Below are 20276 nucleotides of genomic sequence, written 5' to 3'. Positions count from 1 at the left end.
CGGCCAAGGACGCTTGCGGGACGGCAGCGGCATGCAGGTTACTCAACGCGGACAGCGGATCGGTGAGCCATGTATCCAGTTAATTCATTGAAAAGCGCGGACAGGGAAGCTGCACGCAAGGCGGCGGTGGCTCAGATCGTTGCCGCGGATCACCGGCACCTGGTCGATCGGTTCCGTGCGCTGGCCGGCCGCTTACCGGATTATCCGGCGATCACCTTTCTGGAGCGCGGCGAAGAGCCGGCGTCGACGCTCAGCTTTCACGAGCTCGATCGCAAGGCCCGCTCGCTGGCCGCCTGGTTCCAGCAGCGCGACGCCCGAGGCGCACGCGCGATCATGCTGTTCGATGCCGGCGTCGAACTGGTCTACGGCTTTCTCGGCTGCGCCTACGGCCAGGTGGTCGGCGCGCCGATGCCGGCGCCCGCATCGAACAAGCTCGATCGCTATCTGGTCCGGGTGCAGAACGTCATCCGCGATGGCGATGCGCGATTCGTATTGACCACCGCGGCCATCAAGGACCGCCTGCAGTCCGTCGCCGGCGCCATGCCAGGCTTCGAGCAGGTGGAATGGGTGGCCGTGGATGAGCTGGACGATCTCTCGTCCGCCTGGGTGGAAGAGGCCATCGACACGTCCCAGCTGGTGTATCTGCAATACACCTCCGGATCGACCTCGATCCCCAAGGGCGTGATGATTACGCACCACAATCTGATGAGCGTGGTGCGTTATATCGACCATGTCGGCGCCTATGCGCAACAAGGTTCCGCCGCCGTCTGCTGGATGCCGTACTTCCACGACTTCGGCCTGATCGACGGCCTGCTGGTGCCGCTCGCGCATGGCATGCCGGTCTACCTGATGTCGCCGTTCGATTTCGTGCAGCATCCGATCCGCTGGCTCCAGGCCGTGCATCGCTTCCGCGTCTCGCATAGCGGCGGCCCGAATTTCTCCTTCGACCTGGTGGCGCGAAAGAGCACACCGGAAGAGCGCGCCAGCCTGGACCTGAGCCATTGGCGCCGCGCCAATAATTGCGCGGAGCCGATCCGCTGGAGCAGCGTCCAGCGTTTTCTCGACGCATTCGGTCCGTGCGGCTTCGCCGCGGAGGCGATGGCTCCCATGTATGCATTGGCCGAGGCGACGCTCGCCGTCAGCATGGCCGATGGCGCGCCCAGGCTTTTCCGCCTGGATCCGGAAGCGTTCGAGCAGCACCGCGCAAGCCTGGTGGCGGAAGGCGCGGCAGCGCGGCATCTGGTGGGCTGCGGGCAGGTGTTTAGCGGGTCATGGCAGGTCGACGCCCGCATCGTCCATCCGGATAGTAGGGAAGCCTTGCCCGATGGTGAAGTGGGCGAGGTCTGGGTGCATGGCGACGTGGTCGCCAAGGGCTATTGGAACAAGCCGGTGGAAACCGAAGAGAAATTCCGCGCCAGGATCGTGGGCGTTCCGGATCGGGATTTCATGCGTACCGGCGACATGGGCTTCATGCTCGATGGCGAGCTGGTGATTACCGGGCGCCGCAAGGACCTGATCATCGTCGAAGGCCGCAATCATTATCCGCAGGATATCGAGGCCACCGTCGAGAAAGCGCTGGATTGCCTCCGGCCCGGGTGCAGCATTGCCTTCTCGGTGGAGACCGAGGAGCAGGTGCACGTGGTGCTGGTGTGCGAACTGAAGAGCGGGTTCGTGCTGGCGGAAGACGCCGAGGGCAACGATGCGGCGCACGCGGTGGAACGCAAGGAGCTGGAGCGCGCCATCCGGCGCGAGGTGTCGCAGGAGCACCAGCTGCGCGTGCACGACATCGTGTTTCTGACGCCGGGATTGCTGCCCAAGACCACCAGCGGCAAGGTGGAGCGCAGCGGCTGCCGCAGCAAATACATCAGCGGCGCGCTGATGCATGGCGTTCCGCGCCGCTGAGTCGCGTCCATGCGTCATGTAGTCGGCTTAAGGTGGGTTTTGCGAAAGCGGTAATGGTCGGTCCCGCCGCTTCATGATCGGAGAGTATTCATTGAAACGGCGCACGCTCTTGAAAGCGATGATGGGCGCTCCTTGGTCGGGGACGTTGCTGGCGAGCCTGTCCGAAGCGGTGCAGACCGGAACGGCGGGCCCGTTGCGGCGGGTGCGTCCCGGCGAGGCCGGCTGGCCGCAGCCGGCGCAGTGGGATGCGCTTAAGGCACAGGTCGGTGGGCGGCTGATCGTGCCGGCATCGCCTTTCGCCGGCGACGGTCCGGACGCGAAAGAGGCGCTGAAGTATCTGCGCAACCCGTATTACCTGGGCGACCAGCCGGGCCTTACGCAAACCAGCGGCTGGTTCGATGCCTGGACTTCCCAGCCCAGCCGCTACGCCGTAGCCGCGAAGCACGCGGGCGACGTGGCCGTTGCCGTCAATTTCGCGCGCGAGCACCAATTGCGTCTGGTGGTCAAAGGCGGCGGACACAGCTATCAGGGCACCTCCAACGCGCCCGATTCGCTGCTGGTATGGACGCGGCATATGCGGCAAATCGAGCATCACGCGGCTTTTGTGGGGCAGGGGTGCGCGGGGCGCGAGGCTCCGTGTCCGGCCGTCACGCTGGGCGCCGGTTGTATCTGGATGGATGCCTACCACGCCGTGACCACCCAGGGCGGACGCTATGTGCAGGGCGGCGGCTGCCCGACGGTGGGCGTCGCCGGACTGGTGCAGAGCGGTGGATTCGGGCATTTCTCCAAAACCTTCGGCACGGCCGCGGCCAACCTGCTGGAAGCGGAGCTGGTCACGGCCGATGGGCAGATCCGCATTGCCAATGCGTGCCGGAATCCGGATCTGTTCTGGGCTTTGAAGGGAGGCGGAGGCGGCAGCTTCGGCATCGTCACCCGCCTGACCTTGCGCACCTTCGATCTGCCCAGTTATTTCGGCGGCGTGGGCGGCGACATCCGCGCATCCAGCGACGAGGCGTATCGCGCGCTGATCGCCCGTTTTCTGGAGTTCTACCAGTCGAAACTGTTCAACCCGAACTGGGGCGAGCACATCACCCTGGGCGGCAAGGTGCTTGGCCTTACCATGATGTTCCAGGATCTGGATGCATCTGCCGTCGAAAGCACCTGGGCGCCTTTCTTCGAATGGGTGCGTGCACGCCAGGAATACAGCTTCGTCAAGCCGGCAAAGATATTGACGGTTCCTGCGCGGCATCTGTGGGATGGCCCTTATTTCAAACAGCGCTTTCCCGGGCATATGCGCTTTGACGATCGCCCCGGCGCCCCGGACTGGAGTGCCTATTGGGACGGCGAGCAGAACGAAGCCGCCTGGTTCATTCACGGCTACCGTTCGGCATGGCTGTCGGAAACGCTGTTGCAAGCGGGCCAGCAGGAGCGCCTGATCGACGCCTTGATCGATGCATCCCGCAACAGCTACGTGGAACTGTATTTCGGCAAGGGGCTGGCCGGCGGGGCCGTGGATGCCATGGCGCGCACCCGCCATACCGCCATGAACCCGCAGGTGCTCGATGCCTTTGCATTGGCGATCGTGGGCACGCATGGCGATCCGGCGTTTCCGGGCATGCCGGGCGCGAAGACGGATGCGGGCCAGGCGCGCAGTCACATCCAGAATCTCGATCGTGCGATGGCGGCACTGTATCGGCTGAATCCCGCGGCCGGCAGCTATGTTTCCGAAAGCGATTATTTCCTGAGCGATTGGCAGAGCCGCTTCTGGGGCCCGAATTACGCACGCCTGCTGGAAGCGAAGCGGCGCTATGACCCCGATGGGCTTTTCACCGTGCACCATGGCGTCGGCTCGGAGGAATGGAGCGCCGATGGATTTACGCGCGTGGCGTGATCGCGGCCAGCCGGATTTGAATTTGTCGGACAATTAGACAACACTCGGCGGATCGCCACGGTCCGGGAGTGAATGCATGCCTGCGCTGTCTTCGATGAGCCGCCGCTCCTTTCTGCAGGGCATAGCCCTGGCGGGAGTGGCGAGCACGCTGACGTTCCGTCCGCTTCATGCCGCAGCCGCGAGACCCGCGGATGCAGCCGCAGGCCGCGCGCAGCAGGCTCCTTTGTTTCCCCGGGCGCCATTGGCGCAGCAGCCGTTTGCGCTGCTTCCGGCCGGCTCGATCAAGGCGGGCGGATGGTTGTTGCGGCAGCTGCAGATCCAGGCCGATGGATTGGGTGGGCATCTGGACGAGTTCTGGCCGATCGTGGGCCCGGATAGCGGGTGGTCGGGAGGGAAGGGCGAATCGTGGGAGGACGGTCCGTACTTTCTCGACGGCCTGGTTCCGCTGGCGTGGCAGCTCGATTCGCCGAAGCTCAAGGCGAAAGCGATGCGCTTTATCGACTGGACGCTGGATCATCCCTGGGACAACGGCATGTTCGGTCCGCGCAGCAACGACGACTGGTGGCCGCGCATGGTCATGCTCAAGGTGCTGACGCAGTATCACGAGCTCACCGGCGATGCGCGCGTCATGCCGCTGATGACGCGGTATTTCCAATATCAGCTGCAGGCACTGCCGGCCCGTCCGCTGCGCGACTGGGGCCGGATGCGCTGGCAGGACGAGCTGCTTTCCGTGCTGTGGCTGTATCAGCGCACGCAGGATGCGAGCCTGCTTCAGCTTGCGCATCTGCTCAAGCAGCAGGGTTACGACTGGCAGGGCATGTACGCCCATTTTCCGTTCAAGGAAAAGACCGACGCCGAAGCCTTGCGCAAACAGGCCGGTGCGTCGGGCGCCTTCATGCAGGACCTTGGCCTGCAGGTGCACGGCGTCAACGTCGCGCAGTCGTTGAAGGCGTCGCCGGCATGGTCCGTGGTGTCCGGCAACGCACCGGATCGCGATGCCATCCATCATCAGCTGCAGATGCTGGACACGTATCACGGCTTGCCCAATGGCATGTTCTCCGCGGACGAGCATCTGGCCGGGCGCAGCCCTTCGCAAGGCACCGAGCTGTGTACCGTGGTGGAGGCCATGTTCTCGCTGGAAGTGGCGCTGGCCGTCACCGGCGATGCCGCCTTGGGCGATCGCTTGGAGCGCATCGCCTTCAATGCACTGCCCGCCGCGTTGACCGACGATATGTGGGCGCATCAATACAACCAGCAGCCGAACCAGGTCGAATGCAGCCTGCACCGCGAGCCCTGGACTACGGACGGGCCGGAATCGAATCTGTTCGGGCTGGAGCCGAATTTCCGCTGCTGCACCGCGAATTTCCATCAGGGCTGGCCGAAGTTCGCCAACAGCTTGTGGATGGCGACGGCGGACCGTGGGTTGGCGGCCATGAGCTACGCGCCTTGCACGGTAACCACCGAGGTGCGCGATGTGCGCGTGGTCGTTGAACAGGTCAGCGAGTATCCCTTCCGGCAGACCGTCAGCATGACCTTGAAGCCGGAGCGCGCCATCGCGTTTCCGCTGAGGCTGCGTGTGCCTGCATGGTCGCAAGGCACGCATATCGCGGTGAATGGAAAACCGGTGAAGGCGTCCGCCGGTTTTACGACGATCGAGCGCACCTGGGTGCCGGGCGATACGGTCGAATTGACGTTCGATGCGGCCGTCAAGGTCGAGCGGGGCTACAACGGCGCGCTGAGTTTCAGTCGCGGCGCCTTGCCGATCAAGGAAAACTGGGTGATCTGGCGCAAGCGCGAGTTGACCAACGATTGGCAGGTCTATCCCGCTTCCCGCTGGAATCTCGGCATCAGGCCGGATGTGCAGATCGCGGTGAGTGAGCATCCCGTGGCGGAGAAGCCATTCGCCGGTGCGGCGCCTGCAGTTCAACTGGCCATGCAGGGGCGTTATGTGCCGGCCTGGAAGGCATCCGACGGCAGTGCCGAACCCGTGCCGGCCAAGGCGGAGCCAGCGGGCGACGAAGACGTCCAGGCAATTACGCTGGTGCCTTATGCCGGAGCGAAGTTGCGCATCGCGGCGTTTCCGGCGCTGAGTTGATTGCCCATAGTCGCTGCCTCCGTTCTCGCGGCACGCGGGAACGGAGGCAGCGGTCGGTTTATTCGACGATATTCGCGGTGACGTGATAGACGCGGCCGCCCCAGCCGTCGTCCGGGAAGGCGTCAGAGACTTTCAGGTAGATCGGCCGCGCGCCATTCGCGGCGGGGCCGAGATAGGGCGTCAGGTCGATGCTGCGATCTGCCTTGTTCGAGCCGTCGGTGATGCGCCGGGTTTCCTGCAGCACGGTCGTCCAGTGCTGGTTGTCGTTGCTGACCTGCACCAGGAATTCGGCGTCGATGGTCAGGGTGACATTCGCCGAGGTGGTATCGGCGGGGAAGGGGAGGCGATAGGTGAAGTGGGCATTGCCGTCGGCAAAGCGATTCTGCACGCCATTGCTCTGCGATCCGTCCGGATCGAACAGCCAGGGATTTTCGTCGACGGTGCCAGTATCGAAATCGATCTTGTGCGCCACCAGCACGTCGGCCTGGGTGGTGAAGCGCAATCCGGCTGCCATCAGGTTTGCGGTGATCAGGTGATGGCCATCGGTGGCCGAACTCGGTACGGCAACTTTAAGTGCAAGCGTGCCGTTGACTGGGGTGGCATTGCCGTGCGGCCGCAGAGGTATCTGCGCGGCTCGCGGTGAAACATTCCAGCCGGCAGGTGCATCGATCGAGGCCAGTGCGCGGAGCGGAACGAATCCCGTGGCCGAGATGCCGAGATCGATGGCGACAGGCGTGGCGCCGGAGGCGGACGGCATGATCACCGGCTGCGCCGGCGACATGGTCGCGGCCAGCGATTCCAGCGGCGGCGGTGTCGGCACGTTGCCGATCAATGCACTGAGCGCGCTGGCCTGGGTGCGCCAGTCGAATACATTCGGATGGTCGTTGCCGGTGGCGCCGGACCAGCGTGTGCCGAGGCGGCCAGCAGCGTCGCGGTCGTCGTTCCAGATGCTTTCCGCTTGCTGGCTTAGAAATGCGGCGTATCGGCGGTCGTGTGTGGTGTCGGCCAGGTCGGTCCAATAGCGCACGAAGATGCCCTTGAACTGTTTGCCGTTGTCGTCGCAGGTCTGGCCGATGGCGTCGCAGGATTCCGTCAGCACGCCATCGGTGACAAGTGCATTCGGGCCGATGGCTGCGTCGGCGAGGCGCCGCACGCTGGCCAGGATGGCTGGGTCCCTGGTGGCGCGCCACAATTCCAGGCCGGCGCCGATGGCCAGGCCCTGGTTATACGTCCACACGTTCTGGCCATTATTGGTGCAGGCATCGGTAAGGCCGTCGTTGACCAGACCGCCCGCGTTGATCATGCCGCTGTGCTGGAACCAGTCCCAGGCGGTGCGCGATCGGCTAAGCCACAACTGGTCGCCAGGGATGCGGTTATGCAGCTCGGCGGTAAGCCGGATCCATAATCCATTGGTGACGGCATTCTTATAGGTGCGCTCGGCATTCCACCAGACGCCGCCACCGCAGGTGCCGGCATCCCAATAGTTATTGACGTAATTGGCGATGGTGACCGCCATGTCCAGGTATTTGGGATTTCTGGTGAGGTCGTAGGCCTGCAGCCAGGTCAAACCCCACCATTCCGAGTCGTCGATGGCACGGCTGGTGAAATTGCCCAGCAAGGGGTCGCCCGACAGCACGCCCGGCGGAAATACGCCTTTGTCTTTTTCGAAAGTGTTGTCCAGTTGGCCGAGATAACGGCGGTCGCCGGTGCGCTGCATGTAATCGGCGACGGTTTGCAAAGCGACCGCAGAATTCCACCAGCTGGATGGAAACCAGGCCTTGCCGGGGTCGTACGAATTCATCAGCACGTCCGCCGCCACGCGTGCGCGGGCGACGGCCGTCGGGCCATCGGTTCGAGGGTTGGCAGGCTGGGCCTGCTCGGTTGCAAAGGACGGCGTTGCAGCGGCCACGGTCAGGCCGATCACGGCCAGCAGTGTCCGGACTCGTGCGCGTACGGCTTCGAGATTCATGATCGGAAGCGCTCCTTACGGATGCCCACGAATGCGATGGGGAATCCAATCCATCTGTTGCCGGACCGTGGGCGGTGATCCGGATTCGATGTAGATCGATCTAAATCGGTGATCCAAAAAAGGGGCGTGCATTGATGAGCCCCGGGGAATGCTCAGTCGGCGACGGGTGTGCTGTCGTCTGAGCGGCATGGATCATGGGGTCTTCGCGAGTGCGGTTCCGCACCGGGTGTCGCAGTTTTGAGGGTTGCGGGGTTTGTGGGCGGTTGTGCGGGTGTTGGCCAAGGCTGGCCAGATCGAGGGCTGTGGGTGGCTGAAAACCGGGTGGCGGTGGGTGCGGAGAGGTTAGGGGCGCGGGTGGCTAAAACGAGGGTCGGCCGGGATACGTACAAAAACCGGCACTTTGGCTTGTAAGTAATTGATTTAAAATAATGTTTAGCCATTATCATTGAGCGTCATGCCGGCGAGCCCTGCGACGCTACTGGCTTCTTTGATCGGCGGTACGCGATGCGCCATGTCATTGCGCAGCCCCCCCCCTATTACTCCCTGCTGGTCAGTCTAGGGGGGGGCAGGCCAGGCAGAATCAGCGGGTCAGTGCTGTCCACATCGCGATGCCTTGCTTGGCATGTATGTCGAATACGGTTGAATTCATCTAAACCAGAAACCGTTCTGCGGCCCTCGCTGGTAACGGGCCGATTTGCATAACCACGAGCGGTGTTCTTCACAGCCTTCCCAGTGCAACGCCGCGGGAGTGGGGGCGCCCTGAAGGAACTGCAGGGCCGATGAGTTCACGTTGACGGGAGCGGATGGTCCAGCGACGACCTGTGTCGCTTTGGGCGCAAACATGGCCGGGGATGGTCATGCCTATGACCACCCCCGCCCCCTATGCACAGCCGACGCCAGATCCGGTTAGTGGATTGCTCCCGCCCCCGGCTCGATCATGGCGTTCTTGTTGGCTGTATCCACAATTGTTCCAGGTCGGACAGCCGTTCATCAGGAATAACCTGCGTCTTAGGTGGCGGCCTTAATAAGCGGTGACCCCGAACAGCTTGTCTTCCTTCATTCCGGCAGACACGCCTGGATAGGTCCGAGGATCCTCATTGGGGTTGCGAGGAACGGTCGACTTCCACTCGTAGAACGTATATTCCCCAGATCCTGTCCGCTTTTCTTTGCAGCCTAGAATTTTTACCGCTTGATCGTAGCTCATGCCGTCGACGATCTTGTCTCTCTGGGCTTCACCGAACGTGCATTTAGATGTGTCTGCAGCGAGACCGGCGTTTGGAAGGGCCAGGGCGCTGACCATGATCGCGAGATAGCTCAGGCTTTGTAGCTTCATGTGTTCACTCCGTCTTCCATGCTTCAGTAAGGTAGGCACAGGAATTTTAACAGGCACTCCTTTCCTCGTGTCATGACTGAAGACGGTATCTCCGGATGTTGGTCACGAGAAAGCGACGCCATCATCAATTTAGCCGACCGCCCACAGAGACGTCTTCGAAATCCATGACGCCCGCCTGTTGGTTGGGCATGATGGCCAGCACCTGGCCGGTCATGGTCTGCACGATGGAGCGTCCGAACGGGACATCTGGCTGGCCATCGGGTTTGGCGACCAGGCCTCGCACTGGAGACAGGATAAGGCTATCGGAGTCCCGGCCAGGCGATGTCCAATCCTTCGAGCGAATGCGAATGCCGGCAGGGTAGGTGACGGCGCCAAGACGCAGGCCGGCAGCAAGCACCGCTTCGCTGAATCCCACCACCTGACGATTACGGTCCACGGCGATCCGGGCACCCTGCAGGGGCAATCCGCGCACGGTCACCGTCGTCCCCGGGGTAAGAAAAATGGTCCAGCCGCCGGAAGGGCTTGCATGTGCTAGGAGTTTCGCGCCGACTGGAACCTCGATGTCCGCCAGGTGATGGCCAGCACCGAGCGCGCAGGCATCGAAGAAGATCTTGTCCGCTTTGACGTTGAACGTCACCGACACGGCCTTCTCGCAGAGCCAGCCATCGATGCGCTGATCGGACGCCAGCGTCACCTCCATCGAGGTCGCTACATAAGTATTCGAATCGATGTCCGGGTAGACATGGCGGCGAACGCTCACCGCGGTGACACCCTGGATAAGGGTCGGCACAGGAAAGCTGGCGGCATCGAAAGCCTCCGGGCCGCCCGGCTTCATGCTGTGCAACCGGGTCCCCGCCGGCATGGCGATCCCTGCTACCACGAGCGGCTTGTCCAGGACGATATTTCGCGCCGCTTCATCGCGTTTTATGTCTGCATCGACGAGGTGGGCTCGATAGAGGAACGACAGGATGAATGTCGACGATAGCGCGAGCAATATCAGGAGGGGAAGGGCGAACCAAAGCCGCGCCCGGAACGCCTTTCGTGTCCCGCGCCGGACCCCGAGCAGTACAAGCCAAAACAGAAGAACGAGTGCTGATATAGCGGATAGCAGCAGCAAAACGTAGAAAAGAGGGGAAGTGAGAGTGATTGGGATCATGTTGGGGGTTTTATCTTGGCCAGACCGGGCGGTGACTGGCATCGAACCTCGGCCAACCCGCCTGATATGCTGATCGGCATGGACTGAAAGATTGCTCGGAGTCGCCGGTGCTCAAGAAAAAGGGTTTGACAAAGCGACTGTTGAAATGGGTCTTTATTCTGGCGGTCACGATTACCGCGGCTTCCTTTCTCATTCCGGTCTATCCCGAGGCCCCTGAGGAAACCAGGGAGCCCATCGTCGCGCTCAACGTCAGCCCATCCGGCGAACGCCTGCTCTTGCGAACGCTCGCTCACGATTACGATTTCGCCTTGCCTCCGAACCGACTGAATGAGCTTTCATCGGCGCGATATGATCGACTTCCATCGCTTGGCGGAACGAGAGTCGGTCTCGACAGGATAATGGTGCAGTCCACAGGGATGGCGGCGACCAGGATCAGTATCGTGCTCGGCGGCTATGATTCCCGTCAGGGCGAAACAAAAGGAAGCCTATTGCCCGACGATCTCCGATCAGACCTCGCGGATATTGGCTTTGCGCCCTCCAATGGCAATTCTGTCGGCGATTTTGATACGCCGCTTTACATGGTCTGGAACACCGAACTGTCAGGACAACAATACCCTGCAAACAGCCGCGAGGCATACAGCGGAGTAGATTTGACAACGTCTGCGGCATCCGAAGCTACGGTCGCCGCTGATGATGGGCCGGCGCTGAAACAGAATCGGCGGCTCAACGCCGCGCTACGACCCTTGAGGGCGCTCAGGGAGGGGGTGGAGACCGTGGTTATGGCGCTTTACATGCTCATCACGGGTGCGAGTCCCGCTCCTCGCGGGTGAGGTGTCCCGGGGTTTATGGCGAGATGCATATCGCCTGGGTTCGGCCAGCCCGATGCCTCATTGGGCTCAACGTTTCTGAGAGCACTATCGATGAAAATGGCCCTGCAATGTGTACGATGCGAGACGGTGCTCACCGATGCGCTCACCATCGTGTCCGAGAAAACGCCTGGCGTGGTGCAGCCCCAACACAAGGAGGGCGAGTCGTTCATCCCTCGCGGCGTGGCGTTCGAGAGTTGGGAGCCGATAGAACGGGCCTGCGGTGACGCACCAAGTTCGCTGGAGTTTGTGCCGCAATGCTGGTTGAACCCCGATGATCTCAACGAGTCCGTGCATGACACCTACGACGCGCGCCGCCTCAATGGCTGCTGCGGCCTCGATGGCTGTGATGGCCCCAATCAAGTCTGCCGGTGCGGCGCTGACGTGGGCACGCTGCGTACTGACTGCTGGACACCAAGGGTATTCATCCCTGACCCGAAGGGCACGAAGTGGATCATGGCATGATCATCCTCGATGAGTGTTAGGGTGAGGCTGGCGATGCTAAGGGCGGAGACTATTGATGGCAGGCGGGTCGATTTGCCCGAGATGTCCTTGCAAGTAGACGGCACTTTAAAGCCATGCCGGCACGACGGAAAATTAGTGATGAAGCGAGAGGCTGAGAGAGTGAGAGAGTAACCCAAATGCCCCCGTTTCCCGCAGAAAAGATCAAAGCAATAGAGGCACGATACTCCCCTCAGGGCGGTCCGTCGGGATTGGCATCCATCGCCATCCGACTTGCCCCGTTCGAGTTCGATGGGGAGACGCACGACACCTCATTACGATGCGATCAGATCGACCTCGACCTCGATGATTTCTTCGCCTTGGCCGGGAAGAGTTTCCGTTTCCCCTTCAATCCGGAGCCTGGCTATGTTGATGGAAGCGTGCATCTCTTCGGCGTGCACGTGCTTTTCCTCACCAAATGCCTGTCATTTGGTCACCTCGGCGAAGAGAGTATTCCACTGAAGATCGAAGGAGTGCTTGAATTCAGCAACAGCGGATTGCCATGTTACGAGGACACTGCGCTGCTTATCGAGACGGCTCTCTATTTGCCGCTGACAACGGCGCAACAAGTAGCGATGGCTGCGCACGCCATCAAACAAGTAGATGCACAGTCACCGCGCGACGTCGGCAAGGTGATGGCGGTGCTTGCCAAGGTCCGTCGCGCCGACGGTCAACTGGCTGCGCTTAGCACTGAGGTACTCCGCATTCTCCAAAAGAGTTGAAGGCGTCGGCGCCCATTTTCAGATGAATAGCAAGTGGACCGCATGTTTTAAAGCATATGGGTATGCTCAACATTCGGTAAGACGAGTGCTTTTCATCAAAAGCGGCTGTCGTCTTGTCTGCAACCATCATCGGCGCGAAAGCGAACCCCATGAAGCCTCTTACCAAGCCCGATGGCACCCCGCTCATGTTCGAGGCGGCCGTTGCCAGAACGCGCCACGATCTCTTCGTGGCCCGCTCCCATCGTGACGAGCGCTTTGATGGCTTTGCCCGCCTGTGCCTATTCCGCGAAGGAAAGGATCCGACCTGGGCGTATTTCGACATGCCTGTCACGATTTCAGACGCCACCTTGTTTGTGCCGGAATCGAGCGCCGGCTTGTCAGATGCGCCAACCGCTTACGTCTTTCTTGACGAGGATGGTGAGCTTTATCACCTGCCCATGGGGCGAGAGCCGGAAATCGAACGAATTGCCGACTCCGGTCTCTGGCATGAAGACGCCAAAGGATGGGGCTATCTCAAAAGCATTGCGCAGATCGGGGGCTCGCTTTACGCCTGCGGTGGCAGTGGCCAGGTTTACAGGCGGCTGCGGGACGGAAGCTGGGAAAACATCGATCAAGGAATATTGCAGACAGAGGGCATCAGGAGCGACTTGAGCCTTGGCGCCATCGCCGGCCCCAGCGAAGAAGAGATCTATGTGGGCGGCTGGCACACCAACGTGAACGACGGCATCTTGCTTTGCCGGAACGGCCAGCACTGGGCGCCTGTCGCGCGTGGCATTCCTTCGATCAGCAGTATTCATGTCGAGCATGGCCGATGCGGTGGAGAAGCTTGGGGAACCGGCACGCGTCGGTCGATACGAGATCCATTCCTGGGAGCTGGCTGATTTCAAACTGGCCATCCAGTGGAAGGGAGCGGGCCGGATCCGGGTGTTGTCGTACTGGATGAGAGTGAGTGACTAACTTGTTGGGGCGGCACGAACGATCACATCACGCGAAAAGAGCAATCACATGATGCGCAAATGGGTAGTTGGCCTGATGGCCGTGGGATCGCTGATCTTCAGCGCATGCAGTGGGGCAACCGACGCGCCGACACTGTTCGACAAGCCTTTGCGCGAACAGCACCTCACGCCACCTCCCGGTCCCGATGATTCCAGTCAGGAGGGGAGGCCCACGCTCTCTTGCTGGTATTACCCGGGCCTCATGGTCAAGGAGTTGGATCTGGACGGGATCAAGGGGGCGGCTCAGCTTTCCATGGTGCACATCTTGAAAGACGGTGCAGAGCCAGCCTGCCGCCGAGAGAATATCGACGGTGAGCACGTTGTCGATATGCGGGATTGGAGCGGTCATTTCCGTGGCGTGCGTCAGGGCTATGTATTTTTTGGCGGAGATGACGGCGTCAATGGCGGCGACGGTTTTGCCGTGTACGATAGCTCGGATACAAAGGTATTCGCCGACGTCGCCGATACTCTCTCGTCTATCGAGCCCATGCTGCCCCGGCGCGACCCGCAGCTGCGCCCCTGGTACTACAGCCCGCTGGTGCTGAATTATCGAAAGGTCTACGTCGCCCCTTGCTCGATGCGCAGCGAACCTGCCCGCTGCTGGGCGCTGGTCAAGCGCGCCACCGGACTGGCCCAGTCGACGGCGCCGGATTGCGAGACCGCCTATAAGGACGAAGAGAAGGCAACGCCTCCGGATGGATTGGACAGCCTGCGAAAGGATCCCAGCGTCATCGTCTATGCGGTGGAAGCGGTGATCGATGGCCAAGGCGTCGCCCGCCTGACGCCGGCGCCCCCTGTTCTGAAGTGTTATCCGGTACCGTAGCCTTTCAGCAACCAAAGAGGGGCTGCTTGAGCATCGAAGTCGCAGTAGGGGAGCGCCCGCACGACAGATGCGACCCTTCAGGCGGTACCGTGCAATCAGAGTTGTTCTAAGTAGGGGCAGGTAACATGTGGAGTTACGGAGCGCACGCGTCATGAAGGACGAATACAGGCTGCTTGCCCTCGAGAAGGAGCGCGACGAGGCGAGTGACGAGGCCAGGAGCATGCTGTTCTTCAAGATGCTCGACATCGTGAGGGACGGTCAGCTTCAACGGATGGCCGAATCTCTCGATGATCTCGACGCGGCGATCCCTGAGGGGGTCTACGTGATTGCACACAAGCACGTAGTAGCCAAGGGAGGATCGCTTTCTTTTAAAGGTGTGCTGGTACGGGCTCGAAAGCAGGATCTGATCCGTTTCCTGAGGCGAGCTATCGATAGTGGCGATCTGAGAGAGCTACTCATCGCGCCGAGCTTCGAAGACGTGCCGCCCTTCGTGCTGCATGCCGGCGAGGACGTCAATTTCTGCATCTATGTGAAGTGACAAGCCGGTCGAAGGATTCGGAGAGAGCTGCTGATGACGCGCGCAAGAATGATCGATCTCCAGGATACACTTGAGCGTGCAGGTTGGTCGATATACGGATATCCGGTCGAGACGGATCTCTACTTTGTGGAGGACGAAAAGATTACCTGGAAGTTGCTGAGTGCAAACCATGCCCAAGGCATCGATCTCGTGTTCTTCCTTTTCGATCATCTTGGAAGGCGCACGGAACGTCTGGTGGATATTTCTCGCGCAGATGCGATGCAAAAGCAGGCCAGTCTCTATTTCAGCAAGGCCAACTCTCCCGAATGGAAATGTGATCTGAAAAGTTTCATACGGAGTCTGTATTGACCAGATAGGGCCGGAGGACGATCCCAAAGTGACCATGGAACTATTCAGCATCGTCAGGGTGAGTTCGAGGGCGCCTCAGAACGGCGCGATCGATGGAAAGTACGGCGTCATTCTGGGCATCTCGCCAACCGCCGAAGGCAACTGGTACGCCGTCTCCGTCGAGAATCAATCGTGGATGGTCTTCGAGAAGGAGCTTCAAGATACGGGCTCGAAAGCTTTGCCTGACGATATCTATTCCCGCCGCACACACGTTCCAGGGGGGGGCGGGTCTGAGTGCGGCTGGTGACCGTGACAGGCCCGACTGAGCGCCGCTTGGCCGAGGGTAAACCAGAATCGCCGGTCGATGATCAGCCGTGCTGAGTGGTCAGTAGGTCCAGACTTTTCAATGACGCAGCAGGTGGGTCTTTTATTCCTTACCAGGGCAGGTACGCCAGTTTATCGGAGCGCAGGAATCGCATCTCCTCGGCTACGATGTGGGCGAACCAGGGGCCATGAAAGCCCTCGACGGTGAAACGGTAGACGTCACCGCGGTTGTTGTCAAAAAAACGCTGGCGCGCATCGACCGGGAGCGTCTCGGGCAAGGGGCTTGAAAAGACCATCGAGCCGGTATCGGATTTCCAGCTGACAGGGCAGTCGATGAAGCCGACGCCAATGAACTCGATCTGCAGCTGATAGCCGCAACTTATGTCCAGCGTACCCCTGACCGTTGCGTGGGTTTCGTCGAGGCTCACAAGATAGAAGTCCATCCATGGGTGCTCCATGATGGCTGCGTTCAGCGCCTGCTCGCCGGTCTCGTATTCGGCCTTGTCATGAGGGGGATTCATTCAGTACCGGATGCCGTGGAGGTTCGCCATGTGCAGATGATAATCGCGGCCTTGCATGATGCGCAGGAGAGCATCACCGATGTGCCGGATCCTGCGGCTTTTTAGTGCTGTCGCCGCTTATGGCGACAGCACGAGGGAGGGGCATCAAGGAAGACGCGGGGACGCGGCCTGCTGTTGCTGGGCCTGATCGTTCTGGGTCTGCGCCGATGGACGCGCGTTCTGGGTGAAGTCCTGCGTTGCCTTGGCCCAGGCATTCGCGCTGTGCTCGGCGGGGGTGCACACGGCCTGCGCCGTGTCGACCGCGGCGTGTCGCTTGAATACCGAATTGAGCTCACCCTGGACGGCGTACGCGCGGGAGCGATCGTCGCTCAAGACGAGGTGGTCGATGCGATCCAGGCCTGCCGACTTCGCGGCCACCGCCAGGCTGGCCGCGAACTGATGGCTCTGGAGGTCGGACTTCCGGCCATTCTGCGCATCCAGCTTGAAGACGGCGTCCAGGCCTTGCTGGTACATGGCATGGCCCGGATGGCCGGGGTCGTTCAGAGGGCGGGTTAACTCGACCTTCGGCGCGACGGCCGCGGCGTGGTGTTCCGGACCCGCAGGTTCCTTGACGGGACCCACGCTGCCGGGCAACTGCGTCGGGATGCCCGGGTGGGCCTGATCTTTGGCGCCGGCCCAGGTGGAAATCGACTCGAGGCGCTGTGTGAACGCCCAATCGTTGCTGGGCACATGGCGCGCCATGTTGATGGCGAATTCTTTGGGGTCGTTGGCGAACTGCATGCCGCGGGCATCTCTGCGCCCGGCCAGATCCAGTCCCACCACGCCATTCGTCACTTTGGCCGCGGCTTGTCCGTTCTGCATCAAGGCCTGCATCTGAGCCTCGGTGTAGCTGACGGTCACGGTGGAGCCGGGCTTCGCCGTCGGGGGCGGGACCCCGTCCATGCGGCCGTGCAGAGCCTGCATGGCGTCTGTTTTGACGGTGTAGTCGTAGCGGCGTTCCTGCGGCAGCTCGTGGCCATCCTTGTCGAACTTGGAGTGGATGGTGAGGGGGACGCTGCCTTCGTATTTAAGGTTGACGTCCGTTTCCCTGGTTCCATCGGGGTAGGTCGTCACGGTGCGATCGCCCGTGTTCTTGGCGCCGTCGAGGCTGCCGCCGTGCGATGCCACTTTCAGTTCCAGCTGCGCCTTCGACTCGTAAGTCAACTTTTCCGTGGTGGACACGCCCGAGATGCCCGGGCCATTGAAGCTGGGGATCTGCCCTTTGATCAGGAAATCGTTGTAGCCCCAGCGCCCCGTCTCGGTCGAGAGATCGAACTCGGCCGTCTTCAGCGTTTCGTGGCTCAGCTTGTCGCTGCGGCCGAGCATGGCGCGTGCCGATTTAATCTCCACCCCCACGCCGTTATAGGCATTCACGGCATCCTTGGGACCTGCCAGCACGCGCACCTTGTGGTCATCGATCTTTTCGATCGCCACCCCCAATCCCTGCTCATCGCCCACGCGGGTCTGCACGGCCATGTTCCGGAAGGCCGCTTTGTAATCTGTATTGGCGTAGACAGCGCCGTCGAGCGAGACCTTGGCGCCTTTGGGCATGTGCTCGGGCTGATACGGATTGATCGTGGTCAGATCGATCTGCTTGGCCGCGGCCTCCGGCAGAGACACCTGGAAGGTCGCCTTGGCACCGTTGGTATGCGCCACCTCGGCACTCGCTGCCTTCAGTGAACCGCCGCCCTTGACGGTGATCGAGAGATCATCGGTCAGGCTGTAGGTAGTGACGCCGTCTTTGGTGTGCTGCTCGCCGGTCAGCTTCGTCTTTCCGGTGACATCGAAGGAGATTTTCGCGATCTTCCCGATGTCCACCTTGTGCGAAAAGCCGAGGTCGGCTGAGGCCTCAGCCTTGTCGGGGGATGGCTTCAGTTTGACGTCGTGGTGGACGCCGCCGTTCTTGCCGGTGGGCTTCTCTTCGAATGCCATAGACTTCCCTTTCTGTGATTGACGAACTCCCCACTGGACGAGCTTCCCGCATCCAGCACGTACCGTCCTTAGCTAATCACATAATCACTGATTCATTTGTGAAGAGGATGGGTGAATAAAGAGCCGTGCGTGGTGGACACCGGAGAGCCGGAGTAACGGGCGGGTATGTCATTTCAGGCCAGGACTACCCTCTTGGGATGCTCGCCCGGCAGTTCAACTTGGGCCGATAAGCCACCGCCTGGGCGGGGCGACATCTTCAATCTCCCGTCATGGCTTTCGCAGATCGCCACGGCGATCGCCAGACCAAGGCCGCTGCCGCCAGAGGGACGTGGCCTCCCGGATCGGGATTCCCAAGCACACGTTTTACGGCTGGGTGCAGGCGGCCAAGAAGACGGCACGAGTCCCCGGCGTGACAGCGGCGTCGAGTGACTCGGCGGAGATCCGTCGGCTCAAGGCCGAGCTGCGGCGCGCGACCGAGGAGCGCGACATCCTAAAAAAGCCGCCACGTACTTTGCCACGGGGTAAGGGCGAAGTACGCATTCATGCGCACGCGCGCCCGGGAGTTTCATCTGGTGGCGATGTGTCGGGTGCTGGACGATCAACGCAGCGGCTACTCCGCGTGGTTGCGCAAAGGTGCAGGTCTGCGCATGCCTTAGTGGGTGGTCCAGGGCGGAGCGGGTTGAGCGTGCCTGTGAAATGCAAAGAACCGAAGGTGCCAACAAAACAACCAGAGCGCAGTCGTCTATGGCTGCGAGAATCGTCAGGCAGGGCTCGCCCTCGAACGACATGCTCTGCCTGGCGGGAGGGGCAGAGGCGCGATTGCTCATCCCTTGATCTTTGCATAAGCCACGCCTATCGACCTGGGGTCAAGGCGAGCAAGATTTCACTTGAAGGGAGTCGAGAACGAAAGATTCCACAGCGAACCATCATCCTGGTAGGTGGCGCGGACTTGTAGCCCGTCCTTGATCCATTGGTCCCAGTCGACAACGTCATCCGCCTCGGTGATGGCTGGTATGCCGAATTCGCGCAGCGCATCTTCGCGATGGGTGATTGGACCATTGCTGAAAGGGATCGATCCTTGGTATGGCTTGAAGCCCTTGCTGCCCGAACCATATGCAAACGCAGCCACGAAGATGGCTTTGCCCGTGTCCTTCGGGGTGGCAATTTTCCGTTCGTAAGTTTCCCGCTCCCAGAAAGCTAGTTCCAACCCCAATGACTTGAGTTCGATGGCATCCGAACCTTCGATACGGAGTGTCTTCCTCGACAGCGTTTGAATCCTGGCTCCCGCGGAATTCAGGAGCTGATTTAGGCCTGTATTTAGCTCGGAATACCCGAGGAAAGCCAACAGGTCGTCAAGTTCCATGCGTCGCACTCCTCTGCATTCAATCATGACCGGCTTTTAGCGACTTTGCGCTGCAACTTCAGGCGATCGTTGCAACCAATTGCTGGCATTGTTCGGTCGGTGTATCGAAATCCAACATGTACCGTGGCCGCTTGTTGAGCTGCCGCCCAACCGCGTTAAGCTTAACTTGTGAGTGGCCCGGCAGGTCAGTGCCCTTGGGGAATGCTGGCGGAGAAGGGGCATGTATGAGGCTGTAAGCTCGGAATGCTGGTGGTGTTCGGTGGCAAAGGGACGTGATTGCTAGAGCGAATACCATGAGCGTGGTGTGTAGCTCTTATCAAAAGAGTTCAAATTTCAGGATTCGGGTCGTGATGAAGCCAAGCCTCAACGTCGTCACCGGGTCACAAGCCTTCCGGCTTCGCATTGAGCTCGATGGAGTCCAGCCTCTAGTCTGGCGTCGCATCGAGGTCTTGGCGTCAGCCACCTTCTGGGATCTGCATGTGGCCATCCAGGACGCATTTGGCTGGCTGGACTATCACTTGCACGAGTTTGAAGTTGGGTTGCTTTCTATCGGCGTACCCGATGAGTACGCCAGGAAGGACGTCATCCCGGGATGGACAGTGCTTTTGTCCAAATACCTGGGGGCCACAAGGGAGCTCGCTTACCTCTACGACTTCGGTGATGACTGGCGCCACACCATTTACTTGGAAGGGATCAGGGCGGCCGATGAAGAGCCTTATCCGCGTTGCCTGGCCGGAGAGAATGCGACGCCTCCGGAGGATTGCGGGGGCGTGCACGGCTTCGCGGAACTGAAGGAGGTTCTGACCAAGCCTAAGGGTGCCAAGTATCGCGAGATGCGGGACTGGATTAAAAGTCGGCACGCTAAAGTCTATTGGCCTTACGATCCTCTCGCATTCGATCACACCAAGGTTGTGTTCCGAGACCCCCCTGTCAGCCTCCAGGAGATGCGGTAACGAGCACCGTGGTTGTTTGGCTGTCC

The 20276-nt window shown here is 60.9% G+C and carries 18 protein-coding genes and 1 pseudogene; 12 read left to right on the top strand and 7 right to left on the bottom strand.

All coding sequences use genetic code 11. The annotated features are described in order from the left end of the window. Positions 1–126 precede the first annotated feature (126 nt). The 3 genes from KK141_RS11330 to KK141_RS11320 all read left to right on the top strand — a co-directional run bounded on the left by KK141_RS11330 (position 127) and on the right by KK141_RS11320 (position 5888). Positions 127–1902: a fatty acyl-AMP ligase gene (locus KK141_RS11330; protein WP_214572318.1), complete on the top strand. Its 1776-nt coding sequence runs from the start codon at positions 127–129 to the stop codon at positions 1900–1902. Between the two features lie 118 nt (positions 1903–2020). Continuing rightward, positions 2021–3793 (top strand): FAD-binding oxidoreductase, encoded by a 1773-nt coding sequence (locus KK141_RS11325; RefSeq protein ID WP_214572374.1) that lies wholly within the window; start codon positions 2021–2023, stop codon positions 3791–3793. A 223-nt stretch (positions 3794–4016) separates the two neighbouring features. Next, positions 4017–5888, top strand: a complete 1872-nt coding sequence (locus tag KK141_RS11320) for a beta-L-arabinofuranosidase domain-containing protein (protein ID WP_250901711.1) — start codon at positions 4017–4019, stop codon at positions 5886–5888. Between the two features lie 58 nt (positions 5889–5946). Here the strand turns inward: KK141_RS11320 and KK141_RS11315 are convergent, their stop codons facing one another. The 3 genes from KK141_RS11315 to KK141_RS11305 all read right to left on the bottom strand — a co-directional run bounded on the left by KK141_RS11315 (position 5947) and on the right by KK141_RS11305 (position 10388). After that, the gene (locus KK141_RS11315; RefSeq protein ID WP_214572320.1) at positions 5947–7857 is read right to left on the bottom strand and encodes a glycoside hydrolase family 76 protein; all 1911 of its coding nucleotides are present in this window, start codon (positions 7855–7857) and stop codon (positions 5947–5949) included. 1021 nt (positions 7858–8878) lie between these two features. Next, positions 8879–9190, bottom strand: a complete 312-nt coding sequence (locus tag KK141_RS11310) for a hypothetical protein (protein ID WP_214572321.1) — start codon at positions 9188–9190, stop codon at positions 8879–8881. A 124-nt stretch (positions 9191–9314) separates the two neighbouring features. After that, complete coding sequence (locus KK141_RS11305) at positions 9315–10388, bottom strand: hypothetical protein (protein WP_214572322.1); 1074 nt, start codon at positions 10386–10388, stop codon at positions 9315–9317. A gap of 65 nt (positions 10389–10453) precedes the next feature. Here KK141_RS11305 and KK141_RS11300 point away from each other — a divergent pair, with 65 nt between their 5' ends. The 8 genes from KK141_RS11300 (at position 10454) to KK141_RS11265 (ending at position 15425) form a co-directional block, all read left to right on the top strand. Then, entirely contained in the window at positions 10454–11176 is a 723-nt protein-coding gene (locus KK141_RS11300) for a hypothetical protein (protein ID WP_214572323.1), read from the top strand. A 90-nt stretch (positions 11177–11266) separates the two neighbouring features. Beyond that, complete coding sequence (locus KK141_RS11295; RefSeq protein WP_214572324.1) at positions 11267–11677, top strand: hypothetical protein; 411 nt, start codon at positions 11267–11269, stop codon at positions 11675–11677. Positions 11678–11853: 176 nt separating this feature from the next. Further along, a complete protein-coding gene (locus KK141_RS11290; RefSeq protein ID WP_214572325.1) occupies positions 11854–12435 on the top strand; it encodes a hypothetical protein in 582 nt (193 codons plus the stop codon). Between the two features lie 113 nt (positions 12436–12548). Further along, positions 12549–13316, top strand: coding sequence for a hypothetical protein (locus KK141_RS11285; RefSeq protein WP_214572326.1), 768 nt, complete (start codon positions 12549–12551; stop codon positions 13314–13316). A 124-nt stretch (positions 13317–13440) separates the two neighbouring features. Continuing rightward, entirely contained in the window at positions 13441–14253 is an 813-nt protein-coding gene (locus tag KK141_RS11280) for a hypothetical protein (protein ID WP_214572327.1), read from the top strand. A 151-nt stretch (positions 14254–14404) separates the two neighbouring features. Beyond that, positions 14405–14791, top strand: coding sequence for a hypothetical protein (locus KK141_RS11275; protein ID WP_214572328.1), 387 nt, complete (start codon positions 14405–14407; stop codon positions 14789–14791). A 48-nt stretch (positions 14792–14839) separates the two neighbouring features. After that, positions 14840–15139: a hypothetical protein gene (locus KK141_RS11270; RefSeq protein ID WP_214572329.1), complete on the top strand. Its 300-nt coding sequence runs from the start codon at positions 14840–14842 to the stop codon at positions 15137–15139. A gap of 34 nt (positions 15140–15173) precedes the next feature. Continuing rightward, complete coding sequence (locus KK141_RS11265) at positions 15174–15425, top strand: Imm31 family immunity protein (protein ID WP_214572330.1); 252 nt, start codon at positions 15174–15176, stop codon at positions 15423–15425. Positions 15426–15552: 127 nt separating this feature from the next. On the opposite strand, the gene KK141_RS11260 is transcribed toward KK141_RS11265, so the two are convergent. The 4 genes and pseudogenes from KK141_RS11260 to KK141_RS11250 all read right to left on the bottom strand — a co-directional run bounded on the left by KK141_RS11260 (position 15553) and on the right by KK141_RS11250 (position 19297). Next, positions 15553–15963 (bottom strand): hypothetical protein, encoded by a 411-nt coding sequence (locus KK141_RS11260; RefSeq protein WP_214572331.1) that lies wholly within the window; start codon positions 15961–15963, stop codon positions 15553–15555. A 144-nt stretch (positions 15964–16107) separates the two neighbouring features. Then, the gene (locus tag KK141_RS11255; protein WP_214572332.1) at positions 16108–17934 is read right to left on the bottom strand and encodes an XVIPCD domain-containing protein; all 1827 of its coding nucleotides are present in this window, start codon (positions 17932–17934) and stop codon (positions 16108–16110) included. A gap of 173 nt (positions 17935–18107) precedes the next feature. Further along, positions 18108–18287: pseudogene (locus tag KK141_RS22955) on the bottom strand (ATP-binding protein); the annotation flags it as partial. Positions 18288–18817: 530 nt separating this feature from the next. After that, positions 18818–19297 carry a hypothetical protein gene (locus KK141_RS11250; protein ID WP_214572333.1) on the bottom strand — a complete coding sequence of 160 codons (480 nt, stop codon included), beginning with the start codon at positions 19295–19297 and terminating at the stop codon, positions 18818–18820. Positions 19298–19647: 350 nt separating this feature from the next. Between KK141_RS11250 and KK141_RS11245 the strand changes: the two genes are divergently transcribed. Next, positions 19648–20250 (top strand): plasmid pRiA4b ORF-3 family protein, encoded by a 603-nt coding sequence (locus tag KK141_RS11245; RefSeq protein WP_214572334.1) that lies wholly within the window; start codon positions 19648–19650, stop codon positions 20248–20250. Positions 20251–20276 lie beyond the last annotated feature (26 nt).

The sequence above is a fragment of the Dyella sp. LX-66 genome (assembly GCF_018599165.1).
Taxonomy (GTDB): Bacteria; Pseudomonadota; Gammaproteobacteria; order Xanthomonadales; family Rhodanobacteraceae; genus Dyella_D; species Dyella_D marensis.
Note: the sequence above shows the minus strand (reverse complement) of the source record. Positions and strands in the feature narration are given on the sequence as shown.